This window comes from Solitalea canadensis DSM 3403 (genome assembly GCF_000242635.2).
In the GTDB taxonomy this organism is placed as follows: Bacteria; Bacteroidota; Bacteroidia; order Sphingobacteriales; family Sphingobacteriaceae; genus Solitalea; species Solitalea canadensis.
This window is the reverse complement of the sequence record NC_017770.1, coordinates 3622472-3649392: the sequence shown is the minus strand read 5'-3', so window position 1 is coordinate 3649392 and position 26921 is coordinate 3622472. Positions and strand designations below refer to the sequence as shown.

The window sequence follows — 26921 nt, the reverse complement described above, 5'->3', positions numbered from 1 at the left end:
TTAAATGGATTATTTTAGTTTTTTTGATTCAAGCTCAATCAGTTCATCAAATCCCTCTCCAATAGCTTTTTGGAGTTCACCAGCAAGCTCCGGTTGCAACTGTCCTTTAGTTTTCCAGTGATTTTTAATCCCGCTCCACATGCCATCGCCATCAATTATCTTTTTCAGCATGCTTGCTGACTCGGTGTTTTTGGGAAGTCCTTTCATGTATTCATACAGCTTATTCATGTCTTTGTCTACATCCTCAACTTCAGTAACATGTTTGCTGTATTCTTCATTGCTTTTGCCCACAAGGGTGGTGGTTTCAACTTTCAGGGAGACCAGTTCACGGTAAATATGTTCGTTATAGGGCGCAATCAAAGGACTGCAACTGCTTAGAAATATAAGCAGTAACGAACAGAATTTCAATAAGGTGTTTTTTCGTAAATAGTGTTTCTGAATACTTAGCATAAAAATTTTGATTTAACCATTATATTTCATCCGGAGAACGAAAGTTTACCATTTGAGCGCGTTCTTCACGTTTGAGTTCTTTCATTGATATTTTTTCAGGCTTAATGACCCCTTGTTCACCTATTACCCAACTTAATGGACGTTGCTCTTTTCCAACGGAGTTGCTTAAAAGCATTAAGCCTTGCATAAATGCATCGGGACGAGGAGGACAACCAGGAACATACACATCGACAGGTAGAAATTTATCGACACCCTGAACCACACTGTAAATATCATACATTCCTCCTGAATTTGCACACGATCCCATTGAAATTACCCATCGAGGTTCCATCATTTGTTCATGCAATCGTTTTATTACCGGGGCCATTTTAATGAAAACCGTTCCGGCAATAACCATAACATCCGCTTCCCGCGGGGTTCCCCTGATTACTTCAGCCCCAAATCTTGCCACATCATATTTACTGGTAATGCTTGTGGCCATTTCAACAAAACAACATGAGAGTCCGAAGTGAAAGGGCCACATGGAGTTTTTTCGTCCCCAGGCTACAAGATCCTGAACAGTGGTTAGCATTATGCTTTGTCCCATACTTTCAATCATAGAACTTTCACCCGAAACTTTTCCGGTTGGATCGTCAGCATGTGTTAGCCACCACTTCATTTTTTTGTTTTTTGGATTATACTGATTTAAAGTTAGATTACACCAGTTTATATTACTTATCTTGGATTATTTTGATTGAAAAGTTGTTGATACAGTGCTTCTTTCGCCGCATTTTGTTGTTTCCTGTATGCCTTCAATATTTTCTTTCCACTTGGTCCAAAGTCGAGAGCGCCAATACTCCACTCATAAATTAATACGGCTATCAGTACTCCTATGAATAGACTTATTCCTGCATAGCCAACCCAGCCTAATTCCTTAAAGTGCAATGCCCACAAAACGATAAATATCGTTTCTACATCAAAAATGACGAATAACATCGCCACTAAATAAAATTGAACTGAAAAACGTAAGCGGGCAGAACCGGTTTCTTCAATACCCGATTCATAGGGTTGATCCGTAGCCTGCTCTTTATGATGCTGGCCCAATAAGTAAGAAAGCAGAAGAATAACAGAAACGAGTACAACTACAATAGCTGCATAAGCCATAAATGGCCATAAAACACCGATGGAAAGTGTTGAATTCTGCATGCAGTTCGCCTCCTTGCGAATAGAACTCTAAAAAACCGCATCAGTTAAAATCTGGATGCGGAATAAAAGTTAATTTGCCTGAACCTGGAAATGGTCTTAACAAATTGATAAATATGAACAGGGCCCGATTGCTCAAGGTTTATTTCTGTCCGGATATATAATGTTCAAGATTTTCTATAATGAACTTTTGTTCATCAATAATATACTTCACTACGTCGCCAATAGAAATCAAACCAGCTAATTTATCATTTTCGACCACCGGTAAATGCCTAATGAATTTATTGGTCATCAGCTTCATGCAATGTTCAATTGAATCATCAATAGTAACTGAAACAGGGGTGGAGGTCATTATTTCTCCAATAAGAGTTTCTTTGGAAGACCGACCTTTTAGAATTACTTTCCTGGCATAATCACGTTCGGTGAATATACCCACAAACCTCTCGTTGTCTACCACCATTAATGCCCCAATGTTTTTTTCAACCAGAAGTTCGAGTGCATCATAAACAGTATGAGAAGGACTGATGGTAAAAACCGCATTGCCTTTGAGCTGGAGTATAGATCTAACTTTTCCCATAAAGGTTGGTTATTGAGAAAGTAAATAAGGTTTATTGACTGATCCTATTAATATGAATATAAGTTTTTTTTGTTTTAAAATCAAACTTAACCTGTGATTTATTTATGGAATAAATTGTTGAATTATACCATTTTTAGGTTTTATCCTATAAATCAAATCCCTACTTTTACGCCGGTTTTTAATTTTGGTTATTTAAAGCAACCAAAACGATACAATAGAATTGAGAACCTAGAGCAAGAAATCGGTGTTACATACAATACTGATACACTATCATCAGCACATAATAATAAATCAATAATAAACATGAAATACGACGTAGTAGTAATCGGTTCCGGTCCGGGTGGTTATGTTGCGGCAATTCGTTGCGCTCAGTTGGGTTTAAAAACGGCAATGGTTGAGCGTTACAGCACTTTTGGTGGAACCTGTTTAAATGTTGGATGTATTCCTTCAAAAGCATTACTTGATTCATCAGAGCATTATCATAATGCTGAACATACTTTTAAAACTCATGGTATTGAGCTTAGCAATTTAAAAGTTAATCTTGAGCAAATGATTAAACGTAAAAGTGAGGTAGTTAAACAAACTACTGACGGTATTACGTTTTTGATGAAGAAAAACAAGATTGATACCTACTACGGTCATGGTTCATTTGTGAATAAAAATACCATTAAGATCGCTAAAGGCGACGGTTCTGAACAAACAATAGAAACTGAAAAAGTAATTATTGCTACCGGTTCTAAACCAGCAACTTTGCCTTTTATTTCAATCGATAAAAAACGTATTATTACCTCAACCGAAGCTTTAAATCTTCAGGAAGTTCCTAAACATTTAGTGCTTATCGGTGGTGGAGTAATTGGTTTAGAGTTAGGTTCGGTTTATGCACGTTTAGGTGCAAAGGTTACTGTAGTTGAATACATGGATAGTATTATCCCAACTATGGATAAAGAGCTTGGTAAACAGTTACAACGCTCATTAAAAGGGATTGGTTTTGAATTCTTATTAAGTCATAAAGTAACAGGTGCTACTGTAAAAGGTAAAGAAGTAACTGTGGCAGCAGAGAATTCAAAAGGCGAGCCTATTGAAATTAAAGGTGATTACTGTTTAGTTGCTGTTGGACGTTCAGCATATACTGAAGGTTTAGGCTTAGAAAATATTGGCTTAACAGTTGAAGAGCGTGGTAAGAAAATTACGGTTGATGATCACTTAGAAACTGCGGTAAAAGGTGTTTATGCAATTGGCGACGTAGTACGTGGTGCAATGCTGGCACATAAAGCTGAAGAAGAAGGTGTATTTGTTGCTGAATTAATTGCCGGACAAAAACCTCACATGAATTACAACTTAATTCCTGGAGTAGTTTATACGTGGCCAGAAGTAGCTTCTGTAGGTAAAACTGAGGAAGAACTTAAAGCATCTGGCGTAAAATATAAAACAGGCTCATTCCCGTTCAAAGCAAGTGGTCGTGCACGTGCAAGTATGGATACTGACGGCCTAATCAAAGTATTGGCTGATGCGCAAACAGATGAGATATTAGGAGTCCATATGATTGGTCCTCGCGTTGCCGATATGATTGCTGAGGCGGTTGTTGCAATGGAGTTCCGTGCTTCTGCAGAGGATATCGGTCGTATTTGTCACGCTCACCCAACGTATACTGAATCGTTTAAAGAAGCAGCTTTAGCTGCAACTGCAAACAGAGCATTGCATATTTAAGTACCGAAATACTTCGATAAATAATAGATAAAAGTCGTCTTGATTAAACCGAGACGACTTTTGCATTGTTATGTACAATACAATGGTTAAGTGATGCTTTTCTTTCAATAGATCATTTAATATATTAAGAGCAGTAGTTTTACCTTGTCCGTTATAAATCCGTTCTTTCATTTTAGAAAGATTGTTCTTGTAATGCGAGTAATTTTCCAGCACTTTATTGATCTTTCTCACAATAATCTTAGGATTGTCTTCCATTATTTTTCCACGTACACCAATCTGATGATATTCAACTCTAGCGCTATTGCCTCGCTGATCCCAGTGTTTGGTTAATGGGTAACTGAGCATTGGAACCTTCTGATAAATACACTCGCAAATACTTTGTAGTCCACCATGATTAATCATTAAGGTAACGTGCTTTAATAATTCCATTTGTGGTACAAATTGAAATAATTGCATGTTAGAAGGGGCAATGTTTCGATAGTTCTCTATGTCAAATTCTTTGGCAATTGTCATGATGAAAAAATGTTCAGTCATTTCTTTAGCAACAAGAATCATGTTTTTATAGAAGTGCTCACAGAGATGAGGTTCTGACGAAGAAATACTACCCATTGAAGCCAGAATCACAGCTTTATTACCCTTAAGCTGATCAAGTTCATCGATTAGCGATTCGAAGTAAGGAGTCTTGAGGTATCTGTCTCGTTCTTCAAAATGTATAGGGCCAATATTGAGTTCATTCGCAGAATGTTCCGGAAATATATCCAATTCATGCGGTGAGAGCATTAATTCTTTTAAATGATTGAAACTGTAGTCGAAACATCGTTTTGTATCCAGGTATTTATTAAATGGAAAGTTGTAGTTGGAGGCAAGCATTTTGGCCATAGAGAAATAGTCTTGCTTGAAACACAACGTCATAAATAATAATCTCTTGAAAGATTCTTTGATTAGCAACTTTTGCCATATGAATTCTGATTTTAGATGATCTATCCAAGAGTTTTCGGGTAAATAATAAGAGTTTAAAGGAGGAACATATTTCCGTTTTCGGGTAGATAATTTGGAATGTAAAATAACCGTATTCAATCGCAGTGAATGAGTGATGATTACATTAATAATATTGTGATGATCAATAAAAACAATGTCTGGCTGCAAGGATGCTATTGTTTTTTCATACAACTTAGCGCGTTCCAGAATCATTTTTCTTTTTTCTCCTGATTTATATAATTGAAAGCTTTTGATTAATAAATGGAGTTTTCCATTGAAACTAAAAGCAGGAGGGTTTCTAAAAAGGAAATTGGGAAGTGAAATAAATCTGAACCGATGCTTAACTACATGATCTTCAAATTCCGGCTCACATAAAAATATTATATCATGACCATGATTAGCATATAGTTGAGCTAAACCAAGGGTCATATTCAGATGGCTGATAGCAGGATAAATGTCAAAAATAATTTTGGCCATAATTAATAAGTAACAGGAAACGATAGATGTATATCAGTAGATAATTTACAAAAAAACTCGGTAACATTGATAATGTTGTCGTTAGGCTTTTAAGGAACTAAAGAGTAATTTCGCGACAGTATAAATCATACCTATTTTATTGCTATACACATGGTAATTCATCATAATAAATCTCTAAAAAGACTAAACACTTTCGGCGTAGACATTAATGCGCGCAATTTTGTAGAAATCTCTCATCCTGATCAATTAATTAATCTTTTTTTAAATAAAGAGGTGGTAAATCAACCTTTGCTATTCCTTGGCGGTGGGAGTAATATGTTATTTACGCATGATTTTGAAGGATTGGTGATTAAGATGAGCATTAAAGGGATTAGCGCTCATGTTGAAGGTGATCATGTTTTTGTTGAAGCCGGAGCCGGAGAAGTATGGAATGATCTCGTAAATTATTGTGTTGATAAGGGGTTTGCGGGAATTGAGAATTTAAGTTTGATTCCAGGTTCGGTTGGAGCATCTCCCATTCAAAATATTGGTGCTTATGGAGTTGAGCTTAAAGATGTGTTTTATTCACTTGAAGCTTTTGATGTTTCGTCATTAACCATTAGAAAATTCACCAAAGAAGAATGTGAATTCGCCTACCGTGAAAGCGTTTTTAAAGGACGTTTAAAAGGGAAATATATTGTTACGTCAGTAACGCTTAAACTCTCTCAGAAACCGAATTTAAATACGTCTTATGGCGCAATAGAAACTGAATTGAATGTGCGTGGAATAAATGAGCCATCCATAAAGGATATCAGTAAGGTAGTTTCTCATATTCGTGTTTCTAAACTCCCGGATCCGTCTACCATAGGAAATGCCGGTAGCTTCTTTAAAAATCCGATTGTAAGTGCAGATATTGCAGAAAGAGTGAAAAAATCGCATCCTGAAGTAGTTAACTATCCTGCCGGCAATGGTAAAGTTAAACTTGCTGCGGGTTGGTTAATCGAGCAATGTGGGTGGAAAGGTAAAGTTGTAGGAAATACTGGAACATGGAAAAATCAAGCGCTGGTTCTAGTAAATCATGGTGAAGCAACCGGAAAAGAGATTTTTGATTTTTCGGAAGAGATTATCCAATCGGTGAAAGAAAAATTTGAAGTTACCTTGGAAAGAGAGGTTAATATTTTCTAATAAAATATAAACAATACCCGCCCAAATGCGGGTATTTTGTTTAAGTGTTTTTGTGGTAGCTATTAGTAATGATTAGTTTTTTTCATTAAAAGTTAAACAAAGTAACTGGTCGATATAGATTTGTTTAACTATTGTCATAATGCAGTTTGATTATTTTTATTGTTTTTGTTGTTGTAGCTTTCAAAATCTGTAAACTTGAGCATTAAACATTTTTGTTGTTAAAAAATTGATTTTTAAAATATTATACAGTTTTTCTGCCTTTGATAACTACCTCACTTAGTTAAGATGAGCATACGCTGCGCTGTATTGGTGTTGCAACATTTTGTTTATCTATGTAACTAAAATATTAAACAAAAAATTTGTACTTATTAAATAGATACGTAACTTTGTTTAACTAAACAATTGAAAGGTTAAACAATATGACTCGCATTGAATTCAATACCTTAGTCCTACGCCAGGCTTCGTCATTAAAACTATATGCGTTGCATTTTACAAAGGATTCTGAAGATGCAAATGACCTTGTTCAGGATACACTTTTAAAAGCAATCACCTATTATAATAAGTTTAAGGAAGGCACAAATCTTAAAGGATGGTTGTATACCATTATGAAAAATACTTTTATCAATAACTATCGCAGATTGGTAAAAGTAAATAACGTGGTTACTCAATCGGATGAAATCCTTTCTTCAAGTTTATTATATAGTGCAACCAGCAATAATGCCGAAGGGAAATTTATTCTGGAAGATGTTAATAAAGCATTAGACAATCTCTCTGAAGAATATTATAAACCGTTCACTATGTATTTTGAAGGTTATAAATATCATGAGATTGCAGAGGACTTGAATATTCCGATTGGTACAGTAAAAACCCGCATTCACGTTGCCCGTAAGCTGCTTAAAAATCAACTTAAAGATTATTCGGCTGGTCGTCCGGGTAAAGTTGTTTACGAAGATTAATCTCTTGAGAGATAGTTAATGTAGTTTTGTGTTTTTAAAATTAAAAATGCTGTCTTATAGTGTTTTTGTTGACCCTGAACACTGTAAGACAGCATTTTGTTTAAAAGTTATTTGCTGCCAAACAGACCTTTAACTCTGCCCCAAAAACCCTTTGCTGCCACAGAAGCTTCTTCGGCTTTTTTATCTAAGTCAACATTCAGGAGTGTTTCAGCTTTATTTTTAAGATTGTCAGCAACTTCTGCAGCTTCTTCTTTAAAATCGCTCAATTTTTCATTGGCTTTGGCCTTTAACTCATCTATATTTTCTTTGCTGAACGTTTCTTTTAATTCCTCAAGTTTTTCGGCAGTACCTTCTTTAATATCGCCGCTTATTTCATTTGCTTTTAACTCTTCAAATGTTTCTGCCGCTTCTTCAGAAAGATTATCGATTTTTTCGTTTGCTTTTGCTTTCATCTCTTGAAGGTTTTCCGGACTGAAAGTTTCCTTCAAATCATTGATTTTTTCGCTTGCAAAAGCAGTAGCACTTGCGGTTGCTGCTGAAACAGATTCTTTTATTTCACCCAGTGTGTCTGAGGCTTCAGAGGTTGCTGTTTTAGTGGCATCAGCTGCTTCTGCTGCTGTTTCTTCTGCCTCGTCCTTTATACCCTCTGCTTTCTCGGTTGCATCGTTTACGACATTTTCGGCAGCATTCTTAACATCCTTTTTTACTTCAGATGTTTCGTTTTTTAAGTTGTCGGCTAATTCGCCTGCTTTGTTTTCGTCCATGGTATACTAATTATTGTATTAAGTTAATAATTTTCAAATGATTAAGCCGAAAGATACAGTGCTAAATGCGTTTTAATGTTAAGCCAATAAAATAAAAATGATAAAAAACAGAGAAAGTAGCAGGTGTGGAAGCTATTTTTGACCCAATGGATGAATTGCAAACATATACCCGTGGGCAGTTAGCATTACGAAACGGGCAGGATAAACCACAGATTTGGGTAGCTTTTAAAGGTGTTATTTATGATGTTTCAGAAAGTAAATTGTGGAGAAACGGGAAGCATTATGAACACTGGGCGGGACAGGATCTAACAGATGAGTTAAAAGATGCTCCGCACAGTGAAAAGGTTTTTGAGAAATTTAAAACTGTTGGAAAGCTATTATAAAGGAGTGTTATGCTTCTCTTTATCCAAGATGTCTATCTCCCTTTTAATTTTGTCAATTTTAAGTTCAGTCAATTCTGTTTGAGCTTTCAAAAAACGAATTCCATACCATAAAATAGCTGCTACAACACAAAACGATAGCAATGCCATAAATCCGTTATAAACTGTATCCATTTAAATAAATATTAAGCGCTCAAAGGTAATGTTTCGTAGTCAGTTATTATAGTTGTTGAGCTCAATAATTTAGTAACTCAAAAACTATAATAACCAATATGTTTAGTGTCTTAAAACTGCACTAACTTAGAGAATTCTATTACTCGGGCATTAATGTCTTGTTCAGATAAGTTTTTAATTCTTTCTGTCCCAAATTTTTCAACACAGAAAGAAGCAAGAGCTGAACCATATATAACAGCCTTCTTCATGTTTTCAAAGCTTATAGAATTTTGTCCTGCTAGATAGCCAATAAATCCGCCTGCAAAAGTATCTCCTGCACCGGTAGGATCAAATACATCTTCAAGAGGAAGGGCAGGAGCTGAGAAGATTTGACCTTCTCCAAATAATAAAGCCCCGTGTTCACCTTTTTTAATTACCAGGTATTTAGGCCCCATTGCATGAATTTTCTTAGCGGCTTTTACTAATGAGAATTCACCCGATAGTTGACGCGCCTCTGCATCGTTTATGGTAAGAACGTCTACCATCTTCAATGTTTCTTTTAAATCGTCCATTGCAATATCCATCCAAAAGTTCATGGTGTCCATTACAATTAGCTTAGGGCGATTTTTTAAACGCTTAATTACTGTTTGCTGAATTATTGGAGTAAGGTTCCCCAGCATCAGGTACTGACAATCTTGATAGCTTTCAGGAATTACAGGATCAAAATCAGCCAGTACATTTAATTCAGTAGCTAATGTATCTCTACTGTTCATGTCATTGTGATAACGACCGGCCCAAAAGAAAGATTTTTCACCGTTTTTGATCTGTAAGCCTTCGGTACTTATGCCATGTTTGTTTAAATCTGAAATTTCTTCTTGAGGGAAATCGTCTCCAACAACGGCTACTAAATTTACATTTTTAGTAAAGTAAGAAGCCGACAAACAAACGTAAGTTGCTGCGCCTCCGACGATTCTGTCGGTTTTGCCGAAAGGGGTTTCTATGGCATCGAATGCCACCGTGCCAACTGCCAATAAGCTCATTTATTTTTTTTTAAAATTTTTCACCGCAAAGATTGCATAATTAATTTTAAATCCCGAATATTGCACTCCCAAATCGATGGAACGCCATCGAAAAAATACAGGGAATGCAGTTTAAAAGATCATTTTTTGCTGTAAATTTGAAAACAAAAATTACCGGTCCCGAATAGTTTCGGGATAATAAAAATACTCAATACTCCTGAGTAGCTCAGCCGGTTAGAGCATCTGACTGTTAATCAGAGGGTCGCTGGTTCGAGCCCAGCCTCAGGAGCGCTATTGTAAAGAGTAATCTTTGCAATACGAAAAAGGGACGACTCCCACTTCTCAAACTCCTGAGTAGCTCAGCCGGTTAGAGCATCTGACTGTTAATCAGAGGGTCGCTGGTTCGAGCCCAGCCTCAGGAGCAGAAAAGCCTCACAGAAATGTGAGGCTTTTTTTGTTTATGGCTATTTGTGGTAAGTATAAAACAGTTCGGTCAGCTGGACCCACATATTTCATTTGTTTTAAAAACTTTTCCCTATTCCTACTTTTTAATAAAAATGGAACAGGAACAAAAGTTGTGGAGTTTAGGCTAAAAGCTGATTTTTGTGGATCAAAAAAAGAATAATGCACGATTCCTTTCAAGCCCTTCTTCACTTGGTTATTCCCGAAGGTGTTTCAGATTATTTCAAAGTGGTTGACCATAAAACGCAGGCCAACTCCATTCATATTTACCTGGAAGAACTCAATAGTATTCCCCTGGAGTACCAGTCCAACCGGCTGCAATCCAAAGGTTTTTTCGATGAAGTGATTTTACAGGATTTTCCCCTCCGTGGCCGGGAGGTGTTCTTGCACGTGAAGCGTCGCCGATGGCTGAATTTAGATAGCAATAAAGTGGTTTTCCGTAACTGGGAGGTAGTGGCCAAGGGAACGCGAATCACCCAGGATTTTGCCGCTTTTTTAAAAGCTATCAGCCGATACCAAGGCACATAGCCTGCAAACGATCGGTTCATTTTACGGCATTAGGGTAAAAAACTGCAACGCTATTATCGGGATAAACTCAGTGACTACTCCCTTTGGGAACACAAAGAGAATGCTCGCAAGGGACTTGTCTTTGAACAGAATATGGGACCTTTTCTATCGATTGATGAAACCTCGCTCTCTCACGGAGAGCTCTATACGGTGGTGACTAACAAACAGGCAAAAGGGAAGGCAGGAACTTTAGTGGCCATTATGGAAGGCACTAAATCGGAAACGATCATCCCTTTGTTGCAAAAGCTATCGCCGAAACAACGCAATAAGGTACAGGAAATAACCCTGGACCTGGCGGGCAACATGAGCCTGATTGTCAAGAAGTGTTTTCCCAATGCCACCCGGGTGATCGATCGGTTTCATGTGCAGCAGTTGGCCACAGAAGCCTTGCAGGAGATGAGAATTAAATACCGCTGGCAAGCAATCGATGCAGAAAATCAAGCAATAGAAGATGCTAAAACAGCCCAAGTAACCTACTGCCCTCCGGTTCTCTCCAATGGAGATACGCTCAAGCAACTGTTGGCCAGAAGCAGGTACCTCTTGTATAAAAAAGAGGATAACTGGACTGCCGAACAGGCCCAGAGGGCCAGCCTGTTATTTGAAAAATACCCCGATCTAAGAAAAGCCTATGAACTCACTCAAAAATTATCCTGGATCTTTAGTACTACCACAGATAAATTATATGCTTTTGTAAGATTGGCCAAATGGAACGAACTGGTGGAACAATCGGGATTCAAGTCGTTCAATACCCTCTCCAGAACAATTATTAATCACCACCAACACATACTCAACTACTTCGACAACAAAAGTACCAATGCTTCGGCCGAATCGTTCAATGCCAAGATCAAAGCGTTCAGAGCTCAATACAGAGGGGTGGGAAATGTGAATTTTTTCCTTTTCAGGCTGGCTAAATTATATGCTTAGTCCACAGATTTTGGACCTGATCCATAAAAATCCAAAACACTTTCAATTCCAGAAGAAAGCCTGTGTGTTAATTCATGAACAAATTTATTGTTATAGTTTCGCTATTGTTTTCCTATAAATGAGATGAAACAGATTAATACAATTTGAATGTTAGTTTGTGTTTTACGAATAGTAAAATTACGGTTATTCTTTCGATTTTGTTTTAGTAGAAACCGTCCATATCATAAAGCGTCCTGGAAAGCGCTGATTGGATTAAGCCGCCTTTAAGATACAGGGCGGCTTTTTTTGTTTTTCTATTTTCTCCAAGAAACAAATTTTTTCTCTATGATCTCTTGCAATAAAAAAGGACAAATTGAGTGGTAAAATGATTTTTGCGAATATTTATTAATAAAAATGAAACATAGATTGCATTTATAGAAACTTGTTAAAACCTTAAAGCAAGTAAAAGATTTAAGGAAGTGTTAATTTGTAAATGCTTTACCATGAAATTATTTATACCAACCATAGCATAATCTATTTACTACAACACATCTACATCCCTTTTAAGCAAATTCTATTGCTAATCAATACACATTTTAAAATTACTAGTGGTTATGAATTGTAAAATAAACCCTAAGATGTTTCATTTTTTAAACACATTAATAAAGCTTAAACTCCTTGTTTTTCTTGCGTTATTTCCTTTGACTTCAAACGCCCAGTATATACAATCGGATAACGTTCCAAAAATCAATTTACCATCAGCAAATGCAGCAAGTTTGGGCCAGTATGGACAGGTCCCTGTATCATTATTTAATGGTCTTGCACAAACCTCAATACCATTTTACACTATCAAGGTTGACAATGTAACCTTACCTATAGAGCTTAACTATCACGCAAGTGGAATAAAACCTGATAATCACCCGGGATGGGTGGGATTAGGCTGGAATCTTACGTCAGGCGGAACAATTACCCGCGTCATTAATAATGGTACTGATGAGTTTTATACAGAGAATGATTTACGGAGTTACTACTACCATTATTCAGATATTGACAGGGCTGATTGGTTTAGTGGCAGCGGAAACCTGGTAAGGTATACCTCAGTTACCCCACCTTCAGTATTGCCTAACCCAGATGAATTTATTTTTAGTTTCGGTCCATTTTCCGGCAGTTTCTTTTGGGATCATACAGGTCATTGGCGGGTTAGAACATCTCAGCCCGATTACTTTAAAATTGAGGTCACTTTAAAAGACAACTTTGTATTAAAGGGTCAAACAAATTGCCCGGATGTTGTGCTAAAAAAAATATTTCATGAATTTATAATTACTGCTGATGATGGCACGAAGTATTTTTTTGGTGGAACTCCTGAATCGATTGAGTTTACAAGGGGGCAATACGAAACTGCCGGAAACTATAATGAAAACATCATTGCCAATAGCTGGCAGTTAACTAAAGTAATAACTCCTTCCGGAAAGGAGATTAGCTTAAAATATGAGCGGGATGGAATAAATATTTCATTCACTAATACCTCTATTTTGGCATCCTATACCATGGGAGGAGTGGAGAGAAAACCAACTATTGACCTTAAAAATGTAACGATAAGCATCACAAACCCTTCTTACCTAAGTGAAATTGAAACTCCAACTGAAAAAATCAAGTTTTACAGGTCTAAAAGCACAGAGCTGAAATTTGATCACCCAGCAGGACTTGCCAACACCGACTATACCCATTACGCTGATATTGCCGGATATGGAGGTTATGAAACCAAGAATTTTGACAGATGGCTTAAACTGGACAGTATAGCTATTAATTCGGTATTTAATAACAGATTACTTAAGAAGGTAAAATTTACCTATACCAATGATGTAACTAAAAGATTAATGCTGACCTCTCTTAAAGAATCCAATAAAAACAGCTACACTTTTGTTTATGACCCGACACCTTTGCCTTCCTATAATTCACGAAAGGTAGATCATTGGGGCTATTATCATGGCGGGGCTGATTATTTTGATAACACCAGACCATCGACCAGCTATACCAAAAGTGATGTCGTCCCTTATACATTGAGTAGGGAACCTAATCCTGCATTCATGCAGGCGGGTATTCTAAAAGAGATCAAATATCCAACAGGTGGTTATACAAAATTTGATTATGAAGCCAATACTTATTCTACTATAGCCACCAAGCATCCGTTTGGCCTGGACACCTTGTTGATAAACAAATATGCAGGTGGATTAAGGATAAAGAAAATCACCCACCAGGATAGTAACCGGGATAGTTTGATTGTGAAAACCTATTCATATGTCAAGAACTATAAGAGTGGTGGTTCTTTATCAAGTGGAATACTTGCGGGCTATCCGCAGTATTTGGATGAAGGTTCTTTTTTATACGGTTCAGATTGGATTAATTATTGGTTTTGGAGAGATCAGTTCATCGGTCCGCTTAATAATACCAATGGTAATCATGTTACCTATACAGAAGTCACTAAACAAGCACTGACGGAAGCTTTGTGGTCAATAAATTTTCCAATCATGACCAGGCTCGCTACCGGGATCAGCCCTTTGCAGGAGCTGTTTATTCTACGCGTGATGTTTTAAAAACAGAGCCCTTTAACAGTCTGGCACTGGAAAGAGGTAAATTATTGGGTCAATACTTTTATGATAGCAGCAAAAAACTGGTAAAGCAGGTTGTTAATGAATACAACAATGATCCTAACCGATTCGACAACCATGTAAGGGCCATTGTCTGCGGTGGAAGAACGTTTAATAATCTGATTGTTTTTAGAGCCACGGCCATTAAGACTTTTACTTATCAAACCTATCTTACCAAGCAGACTACTACTGAATTCAATAACGATATTAATACAGTACAATCGATTCGTTCCTATGTATACGACCCTGTTTACAATAAAATGGTAGAAGACCGAACCTCAAATAGTGACGGCGTCGAAAGCATTTTAAGGTACAATTATCCGTTTAGTTATCAAATCCAGGCGCTTTTAGAAAAAAATATGGTTGGAACACCAGTTCAAACGATTACATACAAAAAACTCGGTGGTGTAGAAAAAGTAATGAATGCTGAATTAACAACTTATAAAAAGTTTTCATTTAATAAACCGGACGGCTCTTTCTTTTTAGCTCCTTACAAGGAATATCAATTGGAAACATCAACTCCGTTAACAGATTTTCGCGCATTTCAGATCACTAGTAGCACTGCTCCCGAAGACTTTATTTATGACACCCGAATGTCAGAGCGTTTCACCTATAACTATAATGCTACAGCTAACTTAACCACACTGAAACCCACCTCAGCTCCTGCTAAAGGATATAAATGGGGATACAAGAATCTATTCCCGATTGCAGTCTGTGAAAACGCATTAGATAGTGAATTTTATTATGAAGGATTTGAAGAAGATGTAACCGCCCCAACAGCTCCCATTAAGGCCCACTGCGGAGAAAAACTCAATTACAACCGGACCTTTAAAGTTCCCTTTACAAAACCTAACACCAGAGCCTATAAGATCAGTTGGTTTCAATGGAACGGATCACAGTGGGTATACTATGTCGAAGATTATACCGGAGATAAAACCTTTGCATCCACTGTAAGTGTGGATGATATCAGCGTATATCCTGCTGATTCAAAATTGAACACTTATAATTATGAACCGGCAGTAGGAATCATCTCTACGATTAATGAAAAAGGTGAAACATTCTATTATGAATACGACGAAAATCAACGGTTAAAATTAATCAGAGATGCCGATCGAAATATTACTAGTTCGTTTTGTTACAGTGTAACGGGAGAACCAACAAACTGTAATGCTACACTCTACTATAATACGGAGCAAAGCCAGGTATTTACAAAAGATTGTGCTGTTGGTTTTACCGGATCAAATGTTACTTACACGGTGCCGGCTGGAAAATATTCGTCTACTATTTCACTAGCGGACGCTAACCGTATGGCAACTGAAGAGATCCTGCAAAACGGTAAAACCAATGCCAATAATATAGGCACCTGCGACCAACAAATGATTTTGGTTTCAGCCTCAAACACTACTCAAGCCTTAGTGGTGAAATTCACTTTTACCAATCAGCAAGGACAGATTGTTTATTCCAAAGTAATAATAGGCGGTGCTTCAGATGCATTCTATCTACCTTATGGGCTATACACAGTAGCTTTTAGTAGGGAAAATACACAAGGCTCCTTTTCTGTTAAATATGGAGGCAGTTATATAGGAGTTGGTGGCGGTATAAGTAATGACCGGGTAACCCTCATGAATGTATTACCTAAGAATATACTAATTTATTAATGAAAGTGATAAATCTATCCTAAAAATTGCATGGTCAACCTGCAACTATGAAAACAGAATATCCTAATCGATTTAACGAGAATGAAAAAATTAATCATTATGAATAGCATTCCCAAGCTGATAGCCTGGTTATTGTTCTGCCTGCCTTTTATCAGTTTGGGGCAGAGCAGCAACCAAAACTATGTACAAAGTCGTACACCACTAATTCCGGTAACAGATCCTAATGCATTAAATAGTTTAAATTATACGCAACAGCAAACGTCCATTCAATATTTTGACGGTCTGGGTCGACCACTGCAAACGGTGCAAAAACAGGCTGCTACCAATGCTAAAGACATTGTACAACCATTTACATATGACAATATGGGACGAGAAACTAAAAAATACCTGCCTTACAGTAATATCACCGGATTGCAGGACGGCAGCTATAAAACCAATGCCTTAACCGCAGGGCAAGGCGTTTGGGCTCATTACAAACTAGCAACCCAGTCTATTGATACCACTAGTTTCCCGTTTTCGGAAACCATCTTTGAGACCTCGCCTTTAAACCGAGCGACCGAACAAGGCGCTCCGGGTAAAGCGTTTCGGGTCTTGAAAAATGCAACAGGAATCAGTACGCTTTTAGGCAATACCGTAAAGACTGAATACGGCACCAATACCGCAACTGAAGTCAAACTTTGGACAATCACCGCTACCGGAGCCACAAGTACTACCAATTACGCAGCTAACCAGTTGTATAAAACTACTCTGAAAGATGAGAACTGGAAAGCAGCCGATGGTGTACACGGAACGGTTCAGGAGTTTAAAGATAAAGAAGGTAAAGTTGTTTTAAAACGAACCTTCAATAAAAACAATGCGGAAACAACCGAAACGCTCTCAACCTATTACCTGTACGATGATTTTGGTAACCTGCGTTACGTACTTCCTCCTGCAGTAACAGTGAGTAGTTTTACTGAAACCGATACCCAATTCAAAGACCTGATATACGGCTACCATTATGACAGCCGCCAGCGGGTAGTGGAAAAGAAAATCCCAGGGAAAGATTGGGAATATATCGTTTATAACAAGCTCGATCAGGTGGTTTATACCCAGGATGGCAACCAGCGTTTAAAAACACCTAATAAAGAATGGAGCTTTAATAAGTATGATGCCTTAGGCAGGGTGATCCTGACAGGTATCATGCAGGCCAATGGCACGCGTGATGTATTACAAAATTACATCAACGGACAAACTATCCTATGGGAAAGCAAAGGTGCTGTTCATTACGGATACACCAACAATACCATGCCGCAAACAACCATGAAGGTTCTTACGGCTAATTATTATGATGATTATAATTTCTCAAAACCTGCTGGCTATACCTATGTTACTGACACCTTGAATACTCAAAGCAACATGACCCATGGTCTGTTGACCGGTTCGATGGTGAAGGTGCTCAATAGCAATGACTCACTTTGGATAGTTAACTATTATGATAAGGAGGGAAGGGTGATTCAGCAGCAAGAACAAAACTATGTAGGTGGTAAAGATATAGTCAATACCAAGTACAGTTTTACTGGACAACCCTTAGTGGTAAAACGGGTGCATACTGGACGTAATGGCAATGCTGTTACCGTGATCAACTGGTATGAATACGATCACATGGGCCGGAAGAAACGCACCTTGCAGAAGATCAACGGCGAGCAGCGGATTATCCTTGCAGCCTATGACTACAATGAATTGGGCCAGCAGGTGACTAAAAAGCTGAACTCCCGCAACAATGGCAGCACGTATACGCAAACGGTTAAATACAATTACAACATTCGCGGCTGGCTGACCAAGATCAATGACCCTGCATCAATGGGAACTGATAAGTTTGGACTAACCTTAAAGTACGAGAATGGAACAGTTCCGCAGTACAACGGCAATATCTCGGGGATGGACTGGAAAGGAGCTAAGGTGAACCTGCAGCAAAGTTATGCTTTTAGCTATGACAAACTGAACCGTCTGTTGAATGCCCAAAGTACAGCCGGAGGCAGTTTTAATGAACGGATTGATGGCTATGATTTAATGGGCAATATTCAAAAATTAAGTAGGAGAACAACAGGCAATTTGGTGATTGATTCCCTGACCTATACCTATAGCGGTAACCGTTTGCTAGCAGTAGAAGATAAAGGAACCACTGCAGGCTTTGTGAACGGTAAAACACAGTCCATTGAATACCGCTATGACTTAAATGGCAACATAACCCGCGATTTTAATGCGGGGCTGGATACGATCCAATATAATTACCTGAACCTACCAACGTTGATTAAGAAAGGCACCCAAACGGTTCGGTATGTGTATGATGCCGGAGGACGAAAGCTACGACGGGTATTGGTAGGAACAATTGACTCTCTGGAATATGTCGATGGTATTCAGTATAAGAACGGTTCGATTGAGTTTATGCAAACTGAAGAAGGTATAGCTTATAAGAATGGAGCGAGTCCATATATCTATCGCTACAACCTGACAGACAATTTAGGTAACGTACGGGTAACGGTCAATGAAGATGGAACGGTTTTCCAGGAAGATAGTTACTATGCGTTTGGTATGCGGATGAATCTGCCAAACAATATTTATTCTTCTCCTCAGAATAAATATCTTTATAACGGTAAAGAGGAACAGGATGTAACAGGATGGTATGATTACGGAACAAGACAGTATGACCCGACTTTGGGGAGATGGAATGTTATCGATCCGCTAGCGGAAAAGATGCGCAGGCATTCACCGTACAATTATGCCTTTGATAACCCAATTCGGTTTATTGATCCAGATGGTATGTCTCCTGCCGGAGGTCCTGGTGATGATTGGTTAAAGTTCTTAAATGGCGTTGGATGGGGTATTACAAAAAATGTTAATAGTACAGTAAATGGAGCAACGAACCTGGTAACAAGTTTTGCATCTGATCCTGTTAGCACTACTAAAAATGTTGCATCGACTGTTGCACATCCAGGGAAAATAATTAAAGACATTAAAGCTGGCGTAAAAAGGGATGTTAATACATTAAAAAATGGAGATGTAACACAAAAAGGAGAAGTTGTTGGGGATTGGGGTACAGCTGTTGCTACTGTACTTCTTGGAGCTGAGCTCGAAAAAAGCTTTGCTTCAGGGGCAGGAAACGTAACGAAAAAGGTAGCAAGCGATGCTTCTAAGTTAGATGGATCATTTTCAATAGTAGACTGGACTGGGTATCCTCAAGGCGGAGTTAAACCTTCTGGTACCTTTAGATTACTTGAAGGAACAGAGCAAACAGCGGCTAGAAAAACAGCTAATTCAGCCAATGCGGCTATGAGGAAAGCAAATCCTTCAATGTATGCTGGGAAAGAAATACATGAAATAAAACCTGTCAAATTTGGAGGAAGTCCAACCGATCAAGCAAATAAGATTATTTTATCGCCTCAAGAACATCAGCAATACACTAATTTTTGGAATAAATTAATGAGAGATACAAACAAATTTTGAAATAACTATGAAAACTGAAATAGAACAATTACTTCATAAAGTAAGTAGAAACGAAAAACCGAATGATGATGATGTATTAAAATTGACCTCACAAATTGATTTTTCATTACCACAAGAGTTTCTATTATTTCTGAATGAATTTAACGGAGGTGAAGGGTTTGTTGGGGAGAACTCGTACGTTATACTTTGGAAAACAAGTGATCTTATTGAATTTAATCATGGTTATATGGTTAATGAATTTGCTCCAGAATTATTTTTAATAGGATCAGATGGAGGTGGTACTGCATACGCAATTAGAAAGATTGATGGAACGTTTGTACAAGTTCCTTTTATTGGGATGTCCATTGAGGAATCTGAAAAATGTGGAGATGATTTTAAGGAATTTCTAGAATACCTGAGTAATGCATAATTCTCCAATTTCGTACTAAAAATCAATGCAGAAAGAGAAAATTAACAGATATTGATTTGAAACAACAGCAGTAGTATAACCTACTAACTAATAAAAACAATAAAGCCCGATTTATCGGGTTTATTGTTTTTCAAGCTATAATTAAACGAAGTCATTATATCATTATAAATCTTTAATGAACGAAAAAATAAATTTTTATTTGAATGATATTGAGAAAAATGAACATAGGGCATCAGATGAATTAATTAAAACTGTTCAAGATCAATTAGATTTTGTACAGCCAAATGATTATATAGATTTGATGAAGGCATTTGACGGTGGAGAAGGTGAAATTGGTGAAAATAGTTGGCTTTGTTTATTTCCTATTGAAGAATTGATCGAGATAAATGAGGATTATAAAATTTTAATGGAACAAATCCCTGACTATTATTTATTCGGAAAAGATTCAGCTGATACTGGATTTGCATTTCACAAACAGGAACTAACATACATTCATTTGGCCTTAGGTCAAATTTTAATACAGATCCAATTGAATTCTGTGGGAACAATATGATAGAGTTTGTACAGTATTTATATAACCAATGAAGAGTAAGCAAATTTTTATTTTTTCCGATATAGAGGACTTAAAATCCATTTTACAAGATTTTGAAACAAATAATAACGTACAGTATTACGCTACAGGTTTGTTCGATTATTCAGAAATACTTAAATATTCTTCGATTTTTGATGTAAGTAATTTAAGAGTAGCTAATGTAGGTGATTGGAACCTTTGTTTAAATCTTTTAGTTATTGGAAAGGATGACTCGGTTAAATTTAGAGAAGTTCCACAGAGAAAAGGAGGAATTAAATATGCAATTGATCAAATGATCAATCCAAGAAGTATTGTGTTAAAAACAGGAGGTGTATTTAAGGAAGGAGTTTTAGTAGCAGGCGCAATTGGAACAATTTCTGATGATATCTATTCGAATACATTATTTAATAATCTTAGTAAAAAAATAAAAAAAGAGTTTAAACAAATTGGTGAATTTTATGTTGGTCCAAATGCTGAACAGAAATTAAATAAAGGTTGGCGTTTGGTTACAAATGAGAAATCTCCAATTAGTTATGATTTAAAGAGATGAAAATAATCTCTTGCATAACAGAGCATAGAAATTGATCTGTTTTATATTTTCTAAGCTCGGATTATCCGAGCTTTATTATTTTTCAAGTTATAATTAATCCTCAGTTCGAAAGTGTTCCTAAGACTTGTTGCTTCATTTTATGTAGAGGATCGGGAGATGTAGATGACTTTTTAAAGCTTTACGGTCAAAGGGGATTCAATTTTTTTATGGAAAAAACCATCATTAATACAACAGAATGAAGAGCTTTTTTTCAAAGGAGAAAAATGCGAGGCTTATTAGTTGTAAAGGACAAAGTTAATGGAGCAAAAAATTGGAGAGGTGATGGCAAAACACACAGATTTTTTTAGAAATGTAGTAATGATTTCTAGCTTTTTAATTGTGATAACGAGCTGTGATAATAAAGAACAAACTTTAGCTAACGAAAAATACTATAATTTTTTTTGTGATACAATTAAAACGGATAGTTCTCTACAAATCAATAGCAGATTCGGAAAATTAGAATCAAATGAACCTTATTATACAGTTGAAATCAAAAATGGAGATAATAAAGTATTAAAGTCCTTATTTATTTTTAATAGAATCGTCTATGAAACTTCTTCATTTAAAAACTACAAAGGATATGAGTTCACATATTCTATTATGCCCAAATATACAGATAGCAATTTGGTGGCCCAGAAAATTAATTATGGGAATAGTTTTGTTTATTTAATTAAAGGAGAGAATCCATACTGTAATGGAACCAATTGCCGAAGTTATAACTTACATCTATTAGCTATAAAGTCAAATAAATTAAAACTTAACTGGGTGTATCAATTTGATGACAGCGACAATAAATTCGAAGATTTCAGGATTGTTCTCGCCAATGATAAACTGATCTTACAAAATAAAAATAAAGTGATAGATACGCTAAGGTTTTAAAGGCACTTTGCTTTAGTATCTGAATAGTCCGGTACAAAAAAACACCGGACTATTTGTTTCACGAAACTAATCAAAATTATACTTGCAACTTCTCCGTTCACGAACGTGTTAAGAAAATGTCATTTTCAAGTGAATATAGTTTCTTTCAGACTCTCTCAGTCAGACAGAGTCAATTACTTAAAGTAAAATGTACCATCCAAGCCTATTGGACAATAATTTAAAAGTTATGATTGAAGAAATAAAAGAAGATACCATGAATTTGGAGATGCGGTAATTTATATGAAAATCAAGACTCAAGAAGAAACAATTTGAAGAAATATTAAGTAGCTTACAGGCATTATTGAACCTATGAATAATTAAATGAAACATAAACTTCTACTTGTCCTTCTGATACTTAGTTCTTGTACAAATAATAATAAGTATATCATCTCAGAGCAAGGGGTAGAAATGGGATCTCTAAAACTTGTCCCCCCAACGGTTTATTTTGCCAATTATAATTTCATTATAGACTCAAGCAACAGCACTTACTTTTATTCTTTTCAGAAGCCGATTGAAAAGGGAAACTTCTATTGTGAAGGCCCGTTTATTCCTCATTTTATGGGATTGATGCCTAATCATATTTTCGCTATACCGAGAGGAGAGGAGATCAATTTTTTCGAAGAAAATGTGCTGAAGGATAAATCGACTTATAGAAGGCTTGTATTTATTGGCTCAGCGAAAGATACAATCAGGAATGATTTCTTAAACCATTTACTCCAACTGCAAAAAGATACATCTGTACATTTAAATGTAGTTGTTGCGCCAATACCTATAGAAACTAAGGTCGTTTTAACCTACAAAAAGAATGGAACATTCTATGATTCATCGAAGGTGAAATGGGATTCAACTAAAATTTACTTTCCCCCTAAAAATGACAGATTAAGATAAAAAAGAAAAAGCCCCCAGTCGGAGGCTTTATCACCATATATGTAGCATTAATTAGTAGGTTGATTTTCCACTAATTTATGTAGTATGATTTTGGCACAACTTGGAATTTTAGTTCCGGGGCCAAAAACTGCTGTAATGCCTTTTTCAAAAAGATAGTTATAGTCTTGCTGCGGTATTACACCGCCTGCAAAAACGATAATATCTTTCCTCCCTATTCTTTCCAATTCATCTACCAGTTGTGGGATCAATGTTTTATGTCCTCCCGCCAGTGATGATGCACCAACAAAATCGACATCATTTTCCGCTGCTTGTTTTGCAACCTCTTCCGGAGTTTGAAATAAAGGGCCCATGTCGACATCAAAACCCATATCGGCAAATGAAGAAGCGACTACCTTGGCACCGCGGTCGTGACCGTCCTGACCCATTTTGGCGATCATTATCCGGGGTCTTCGGCCAACTTCTTCTGCAAACTGATTGGTTAGTTGCAGGACTTCTCTGAATTCCTGATCATCTGCCGACTCTTTGGAGTAAACTCCCGAGATTGTTCTTATGGTAGCTTTGTGACGGCCGAAATGAGCTTCCATCGCATCTGAAATCTCTCCCAAAGTGGCACGCTTTCTGGCTGCATCAATTGCTAATTCCAACAAATTGCCTTCTCCTGTAGCTGCGCATTTTTTTATTTTTTCAAGCGCATTGGCTACAGCATCCTGATCTCTTTCTGCTTTTAATTGATTCAGGCGCTCTATTTGTTCATTCCTTACAGCTGCATTATCAACTTCCAGAACGTCAATAGCTGTTTTCTCATCGGTGCGATACTTGTTAACACCCACCAGGATATCCTTGCCAGAATCGATACGGGCTTGCTTTCTGGCTGCAGCTTCTTCAATTCGCAATTTAGGAATGCCTGTTTCAATAGCTTTAGTCATCCCGCCTAGCTCCTCAATTTCAAGGATGTGTTTCCATGCTTTACGGGCAAGCTCTTGCGTCAGGTATTCAACATAATATGATCCGCCCCAAGGATCAACTACACGGCAAATATTGGTTTCATGTTGCAGATATAATTGTGTGTTGCGTGCAATACGTGCCGAGAAATCTGTAGGCAGGGCAATAGCCTCATCGAGTGCATTGGTGTGAAGCGATTGTGTATGCCCGCAAGCTGCCGCCATTGCTTCAATGCAGGTACGTGCAACATTGTTATAAGGGTCCTGTTCACTTAAGCTCCATCCTGATGTTTGTGAGTGAGTTCGGAGGGCCATTGATTTCGGATTAGTAGGATTAAACTGTTTCACCAGTTTAGCCCATAATAATCTGCCGGCCCTCATTTTAGCGATTTCCATAAAGTGATTCATGCCTACAGCCCAGAAGAAGGAAAGTCTCGGTGCAAAATCATCAATGGAAAGGCCTGCTTCTATACCCGTTCTTAAATATTCCAGTCCGTCAGCTAAAGTATATGCCAATTCAATGTCGGCCGTTGCTCCGGCCTCCTGCATATGATAGCCTGAGATCGAAATGGAATTGAACTTAGGCATATGTTTACTGGTAAACCTGAATATATCACCAATAATCTTTATAGAAGGTTTAGGCGGATATATATAAGTGTTCCTAACCATAAACTCCTTCAAAATATCATTTTGAATAGTGCCACTTAGTTTTTCCAAAGGAACACCCTGTTCTTCGGCTGCAACAATGTAAAATGCCATGATCGGAATTACGGCTCCGTTCATCGTCATCGACACCGACATTTTATCCAAAGGAATCTGGTCAAATAATATCTTCATGTCAAGCACAGAGTCGATAGCAACTCCCGCTTTTCCAACATCACCAACAACGCGTGGATGGTCAGAATCATAACCTCTGTGGGTAGCGAGGTCGAAGGCTACAGATAACCCTTTTTGTCCTGCAGCAAGGTTGCGCCGGTAAAATGCATTTGATTCTTTAGCTGTAGAGAAACCTGCATATTGACGGATAGTCCAGGGCTGCAAAACATACATGGTAGAATAGGGGCCTCTTAAAAACGGAGGGATTCCAGCTCCAAACTGCAAATGTTCAGCTCCTTCAATTTCGATAGGAGTAAATAAGGGCTTTACAGGTATTCCCTCCGCAGTTTCCCATTCAGTTGTGGTTTGTTTTATTTCTTTAATCTGAGGGTTGTCATTCAGATCGATATGGAGTTTAGAGAAATTCGGTTTCATAATTCTTCTGTTTGAAAGCTCAAAAACTAAGGATTAATCATTTTTTGGAAAGCCGTTAACACATCTATTGCATTTGACCGGAGATGAATAAATCCGTCAATTCCGGAATTCATTAGTTCGTTAACAATGCTTTCTGGATAACCGGCTAATACCAGCAACTTGCCTTTCGATAATGATTTGAACTTTGTGGCAAATGCTGCAGCTTCGGTTTCATATTCACTATCGGATGAGCATATTACTACAATATCAGCTTCACTTATGGAGCTTATTTCTACTGCCTGTTGAGAAGTTTTAAAGAAAGCTTCCTCTATAATATCGAATCCTGCAGTTCCGAAGAATTCGCTGGCAAAGGAGGCTCTGGCTTTTCGCATGGCGAGGTCTCCAAAGCAAGCAAGGTAAACCGATGGCGTTTTTCCGGATTTTTGAGCGTCAACAATAGTTTTACTTTTCAGCTCTTCAAACAACTTCGTCGCCCGTTGAGGCCTGAGTACATGGGCCGATGTCACATGTGAGTCCAAAGGAGTTTTTTCCTGTAGGTCAGGGTATTTATTTACTCCGACATATACACGTTTTCGCGCTGCTATTTCCTTTTCTTTCAGGTCTCTGATTTTGTTTATTTTTTCTGTAATCAAACCCGCTTTATAGGCATTTATAAAACCTCCTGCATTTTCTGTTTCCTTGAATAGATTCAGTGCGGTATCTGCAATGTTTTTAGTTAGCGATTCCTGGTAGTAAGAGCCTGCAGAGGGATCATTTACCTTGTCAAAATATGACTCCGACTTTAACAGGTTTGAAACATTTAGTGCGATCCGCTGGCTAAAAGGAGACGGTTCCTGAAAACTATAATCATGAGGGTAGGTGAGTAAAGCATCACATCCCCCCAAAATAGCAGACATGGCCTCGCTGGTATTTCTTAGCATGTTTACATTCGGATCATAGAATGATTTTGACCAGACGGAGTTGGAACTGAGGATTTTCACCGAAGCATTACATCCGTATAAATTCATCAAACTATTCAGCAATATTCGCATTGCCCTCAGTTTTGCTATTTCAAAGAAATAATCCCCGCTGATGGCCATATGGAACTGAAGTTTGTTGATAACTTCGACTGGCGTTAAGCCTGCTTCGGAAAGAAGATCGATATAATCAACCAGCTTGTTAAGCGTGAAAGCAAGTTCTTGAGTGGTATTACTTCCTGCATTTACGAAAGCATGCGAACGGATAGTCAGTGATTGGAAATTAGGATACGATTTGGTTAAGTGAATAATTTCGGCGAGTTCAGTGATATCGATCTTGCATCCTCGAAGAACCAAATTTTCAAGAATGTCGGCTTCTATGAAACCTCTTACATTCATTGCTTTGATGTTCTTTTCAATCAGATAAGCCAGGTATTTTGATAGAAAGGCAACTGAAGGTTTATAGATCGAGAATGAAATGGCGTATTTATTTACATCAATCCCGTTAAGTAAAGTATTGAAATCAGGAATATCATTACCTTCCAGTTTGAACAGAAAACCTTCGGCTCCGAAGTTCAGTAATTCTACGGCAAGCTTATTGGCTTTTTGAACATCTTCTACCTTGATTTCAGTATAATTGATCCATGTCCTTTCTGATGAAGCGGTAAAGAATTTATATTGATTTTTAAGGAAATCACTTTCTATATCTTCAGTTGTATAAAAAGGCTGCACCGAAAAGCCATCATCTGTTTTCCAGACCAGCTTTTTTTCATAATCGGCTCCTTTTAGGTCATCAATAGCCTTTTCTTTCCATTGCTTTTGAGTAAGTCCCGGAAAGTCAGCAAACAATTTTTCTGTTGAATTCATTGC

At 37.4% G+C, this 26921-nt stretch carries 24 protein-coding genes and 2 tRNA genes; 16 read left to right on the top strand and 10 right to left on the bottom strand.

Annotation, left to right across the window (positions count from 1 at the left end; genetic code table 11):
• Nucleotides 1-9 precede the first annotated feature (9 nt).
• From SOLCA_RS15150 to SOLCA_RS15135, 4 genes are all read right to left on the bottom strand, one after another.
• Nucleotides 10-450 (bottom strand): hypothetical protein, encoded by a 441-nt coding sequence (locus SOLCA_RS15150; RefSeq protein ID WP_014681339.1) that lies wholly within the window; start codon nt 448-450, stop codon nt 10-12.
• A 19-nt stretch (nt 451-469) separates the two neighbouring features.
• Entirely contained in the window at nt 470-1108 is a 639-nt protein-coding gene (gene nuoB, locus SOLCA_RS15145) for an NADH-quinone oxidoreductase subunit NuoB (RefSeq protein WP_014681338.1), read from the bottom strand.
• 56 nt (nt 1109-1164) lie between these two features.
• Complete coding sequence (locus SOLCA_RS15140) at nt 1165-1635, bottom strand: NADH-quinone oxidoreductase subunit A (protein WP_014681337.1); 471 nt, start codon at nt 1633-1635, stop codon at nt 1165-1167.
• 139 nt (nt 1636-1774) lie between these two features.
• Nucleotides 1775-2209 (bottom strand): CBS domain-containing protein, encoded by a 435-nt coding sequence (locus tag SOLCA_RS15135; RefSeq protein ID WP_014681336.1) that lies wholly within the window; start codon nt 2207-2209, stop codon nt 1775-1777.
• A gap of 303 nt (nt 2210-2512) precedes the next feature.
• Between SOLCA_RS15135 and lpdA the strand changes: the two genes are divergently transcribed.
• The gene (gene lpdA, locus SOLCA_RS15130; protein WP_042481424.1) at nt 2513-3916 is read left to right on the top strand and encodes a dihydrolipoyl dehydrogenase; all 1404 of its coding nucleotides are present in this window, start codon (nt 2513-2515) and stop codon (nt 3914-3916) included.
• Here lpdA and SOLCA_RS15125 read toward each other — a convergent pair.
• Nucleotides 3881-5371 carry a glycosyltransferase gene (locus tag SOLCA_RS15125; RefSeq protein WP_014681334.1) on the bottom strand — a complete coding sequence of 497 codons (1491 nt, stop codon included), beginning with the start codon at nt 5369-5371 and terminating at the stop codon, nt 3881-3883. The genes lpdA and SOLCA_RS15125 overlap by 36 nt on opposite strands.
• 150 nt (nt 5372-5521) lie before the next feature.
• Here SOLCA_RS15125 and murB point away from each other — a divergent pair, with 150 nt between their 5' ends.
• Nucleotides 5522-6535, top strand: coding sequence for a UDP-N-acetylmuramate dehydrogenase (murB, locus tag SOLCA_RS15120; RefSeq protein WP_014681333.1), 1014 nt, complete (start codon nt 5522-5524; stop codon nt 6533-6535).
• 419 nt (nt 6536-6954) lie between these two features.
• On the top strand, nt 6955-7491 hold the full coding sequence (locus SOLCA_RS15115; protein WP_014681332.1) for a sigma-70 family RNA polymerase sigma factor: 537 nt from the start codon (nt 6955-6957) through the stop codon (nt 7489-7491).
• Nucleotides 7492-7598: 107 nt separating this feature from the next.
• Here SOLCA_RS15115 and SOLCA_RS15110 read toward each other — a convergent pair whose 3' ends face one another.
• Entirely contained in the window at nt 7599-8255 is a 657-nt protein-coding gene (locus SOLCA_RS15110; RefSeq protein WP_014681331.1) for a hypothetical protein, read from the bottom strand.
• Nucleotides 8256-8401: 146 nt separating this feature from the next.
• Here SOLCA_RS15110 and SOLCA_RS15105 point away from each other — a divergent pair, with 146 nt between their 5' ends.
• Nucleotides 8402-8638 (top strand): cytochrome b5 domain-containing protein, encoded by a 237-nt coding sequence (locus SOLCA_RS15105; protein ID WP_042479923.1) that lies wholly within the window; start codon nt 8402-8404, stop codon nt 8636-8638.
• Here the strand turns inward: SOLCA_RS15105 and SOLCA_RS23245 are convergent.
• Together SOLCA_RS23245 and SOLCA_RS15100 are read right to left on the bottom strand one after the other, a co-directional pair.
• A complete protein-coding gene (locus tag SOLCA_RS23245) occupies nt 8633-8809 on the bottom strand; it encodes a hypothetical protein (protein ID WP_014681329.1) in 177 nt (58 codons plus the stop codon). The genes SOLCA_RS15105 and SOLCA_RS23245 overlap by 6 nt on opposite strands.
• 110 nt (nt 8810-8919) lie before the next feature.
• Entirely contained in the window at nt 8920-9828 is a 909-nt protein-coding gene (locus SOLCA_RS15100; RefSeq protein WP_014681328.1) for a PfkB family carbohydrate kinase, read from the bottom strand.
• 194 nt (nt 9829-10022) lie between these two features.
• Here SOLCA_RS15100 and SOLCA_RS15095 point away from each other — a divergent pair.
• From SOLCA_RS15095 to SOLCA_RS15040, 12 genes are all read left to right on the top strand, one after another.
• Nucleotides 10023-10096, top strand: a tRNA-Asn gene (locus tag SOLCA_RS15095).
• Nucleotides 10097-10155: 59 nt separating this feature from the next.
• Nucleotides 10156-10229 (top strand) — tRNA-Asn (locus SOLCA_RS15090).
• 202 nt (nt 10230-10431) lie between these two features.
• On the top strand, nt 10432-10797 hold the full coding sequence (locus SOLCA_RS23645; protein ID WP_042479920.1) for an ISAon1 family transposase N-terminal region protein: 366 nt from the start codon (nt 10432-10434) through the stop codon (nt 10795-10797).
• A 42-nt stretch (nt 10798-10839) separates the two neighbouring features.
• Nucleotides 10840-11760, top strand: a complete 921-nt coding sequence (locus SOLCA_RS23640; protein WP_042479917.1) for an ISAon1 family transposase — start codon at nt 10840-10842, stop codon at nt 11758-11760.
• A gap of 617 nt (nt 11761-12377) precedes the next feature.
• Nucleotides 12378-14333, top strand: coding sequence for a hypothetical protein (locus tag SOLCA_RS15075; RefSeq protein ID WP_157604583.1), 1956 nt, complete (start codon nt 12378-12380; stop codon nt 14331-14333).
• The gene (locus SOLCA_RS15070) at nt 14246-16045 is read left to right on the top strand and encodes a DUF5977 domain-containing protein (RefSeq protein WP_157604582.1); all 1800 of its coding nucleotides are present in this window, start codon (nt 14246-14248) and stop codon (nt 16043-16045) included. The genes SOLCA_RS15075 and SOLCA_RS15070 overlap by 88 nt, the downstream gene beginning before the upstream one ends.
• Before the next feature lie 81 nt (nt 16046-16126).
• Nucleotides 16127-19528 carry a DUF6443 domain-containing protein gene (locus tag SOLCA_RS15065; protein WP_014681325.1) on the top strand — a complete coding sequence of 1134 codons (3402 nt, stop codon included), beginning with the start codon at nt 16127-16129 and terminating at the stop codon, nt 19526-19528.
• Between the two features lie 7 nt (nt 19529-19535).
• Nucleotides 19536-19937: an SMI1/KNR4 family protein gene (locus tag SOLCA_RS15060; RefSeq protein ID WP_014681324.1), complete on the top strand. Its 402-nt coding sequence runs from the start codon at nt 19536-19538 to the stop codon at nt 19935-19937.
• A gap of 175 nt (nt 19938-20112) precedes the next feature.
• Nucleotides 20113-20490: an SMI1/KNR4 family protein gene (locus tag SOLCA_RS15055; protein WP_014681323.1), complete on the top strand. Its 378-nt coding sequence runs from the start codon at nt 20113-20115 to the stop codon at nt 20488-20490.
• Between the two features lie 28 nt (nt 20491-20518).
• The gene (locus tag SOLCA_RS15050) at nt 20519-21058 is read left to right on the top strand and encodes a hypothetical protein (protein WP_014681322.1); all 540 of its coding nucleotides are present in this window, start codon (nt 20519-20521) and stop codon (nt 21056-21058) included.
• Between the two features lie 297 nt (nt 21059-21355).
• Nucleotides 21356-21976: a hypothetical protein gene (locus SOLCA_RS15045; RefSeq protein WP_014681321.1), complete on the top strand. Its 621-nt coding sequence runs from the start codon at nt 21356-21358 to the stop codon at nt 21974-21976.
• A 360-nt stretch (nt 21977-22336) separates the two neighbouring features.
• A complete protein-coding gene (locus SOLCA_RS15040) occupies nt 22337-22903 on the top strand; it encodes a hypothetical protein (RefSeq protein ID WP_014681320.1) in 567 nt (188 codons plus the stop codon).
• 47 nt (nt 22904-22950) lie between these two features.
• On the opposite strand, the gene scpA is transcribed toward SOLCA_RS15040, so the two are convergent.
• Together scpA and SOLCA_RS15030 are read right to left on the bottom strand one after the other, a co-directional pair.
• Nucleotides 22951-25095, bottom strand: coding sequence for a methylmalonyl-CoA mutase (gene scpA, locus SOLCA_RS15035; protein WP_014681319.1), 2145 nt, complete (start codon nt 25093-25095; stop codon nt 22951-22953).
• Between the two features lie 26 nt (nt 25096-25121).
• A complete protein-coding gene (locus tag SOLCA_RS15030; RefSeq protein ID WP_014681318.1) occupies nt 25122-26918 on the bottom strand; it encodes a methylmalonyl-CoA mutase family protein in 1797 nt (598 codons plus the stop codon).
• Nucleotides 26919-26921: the final 3 nt, after the last annotated feature.

Bases quoted from the DNA above. Each gene is read 5' to 3' on its own strand.
- SOLCA_RS15150 (WP_014681339.1), bottom strand. From the start codon at position 450: ATGCTAAGTATTCAGAAACACTATTTACGAAAAAACACCTTATTGAAA.
- nuoB (WP_014681338.1), bottom strand. From the start codon at position 1,108: ATGAAGTGGTGGCTAACACATGCTGACGATCCAACCGGAAAAGTTTCG.
- SOLCA_RS15140 (WP_014681337.1), bottom strand. From the start codon at position 1,635: ATGCAGAATTCAACACTTTCCATCGGTGTTTTATGGCCATTTATGGCT.
- SOLCA_RS15135 (WP_014681336.1), bottom strand. From the start codon at position 2,209: ATGGGAAAAGTTAGATCTATACTCCAGCTCAAAGGCAATGCGGTTTTT.
- lpdA (WP_042481424.1), top strand. From the start codon at position 2,513: ATGAAATACGACGTAGTAGTAATCGGTTCCGGTCCGGGTGGTTATGTT.
- SOLCA_RS15125 (WP_014681334.1), bottom strand. From the start codon at position 5,371: ATGGCCAAAATTATTTTTGACATTTATCCTGCTATCAGCCATCTGAAT.
- murB (WP_014681333.1), top strand. From the start codon at position 5,522: ATGGTAATTCATCATAATAAATCTCTAAAAAGACTAAACACTTTCGGC.
- SOLCA_RS15115 (WP_014681332.1), top strand. From the start codon at position 6,955: ATGACTCGCATTGAATTCAATACCTTAGTCCTACGCCAGGCTTCGTCA.
- SOLCA_RS15110 (WP_014681331.1), bottom strand. From the start codon at position 8,255: ATGGACGAAAACAAAGCAGGCGAATTAGCCGACAACTTAAAAAACGAA.
- SOLCA_RS15105 (WP_042479923.1), top strand. From the start codon at position 8,402: ATGGATGAATTGCAAACATATACCCGTGGGCAGTTAGCATTACGAAAC.
- SOLCA_RS23245 (WP_014681329.1), bottom strand. From the start codon at position 8,809: ATGGATACAGTTTATAACGGATTTATGGCATTGCTATCGTTTTGTGTT.
- SOLCA_RS15100 (WP_014681328.1), bottom strand. From the start codon at position 9,828: ATGAGCTTATTGGCAGTTGGCACGGTGGCATTCGATGCCATAGAAACC.
- SOLCA_RS23645 (WP_042479920.1), top strand. From the start codon at position 10,432: ATGCACGATTCCTTTCAAGCCCTTCTTCACTTGGTTATTCCCGAAGGT.
- SOLCA_RS15075 (WP_157604583.1), top strand. From the start codon at position 12,378: ATGTTTCATTTTTTAAACACATTAATAAAGCTTAAACTCCTTGTTTTT.
- SOLCA_RS15065 (WP_014681325.1), top strand. From the start codon at position 16,127: ATGAAAAAATTAATCATTATGAATAGCATTCCCAAGCTGATAGCCTGG.
- SOLCA_RS15060 (WP_014681324.1), top strand. From the start codon at position 19,536: ATGAAAACTGAAATAGAACAATTACTTCATAAAGTAAGTAGAAACGAA.
- SOLCA_RS15055 (WP_014681323.1), top strand. From the start codon at position 20,113: ATGAACGAAAAAATAAATTTTTATTTGAATGATATTGAGAAAAATGAA.
- SOLCA_RS15050 (WP_014681322.1), top strand. From the start codon at position 20,519: ATGAAGAGTAAGCAAATTTTTATTTTTTCCGATATAGAGGACTTAAAA.
- SOLCA_RS15045 (WP_014681321.1), top strand. From the start codon at position 21,356: ATGGAGCAAAAAATTGGAGAGGTGATGGCAAAACACACAGATTTTTTT.
- SOLCA_RS15040 (WP_014681320.1), top strand. From the start codon at position 22,337: ATGAAACATAAACTTCTACTTGTCCTTCTGATACTTAGTTCTTGTACA.
- scpA (WP_014681319.1), bottom strand. From the start codon at position 25,095: ATGAAACCGAATTTCTCTAAACTCCATATCGATCTGAATGACAACCCT.
- SOLCA_RS15030 (WP_014681318.1), bottom strand. From the start codon at position 26,918: ATGAATTCAACAGAAAAATTGTTTGCTGACTTTCCGGGACTTACTCAA.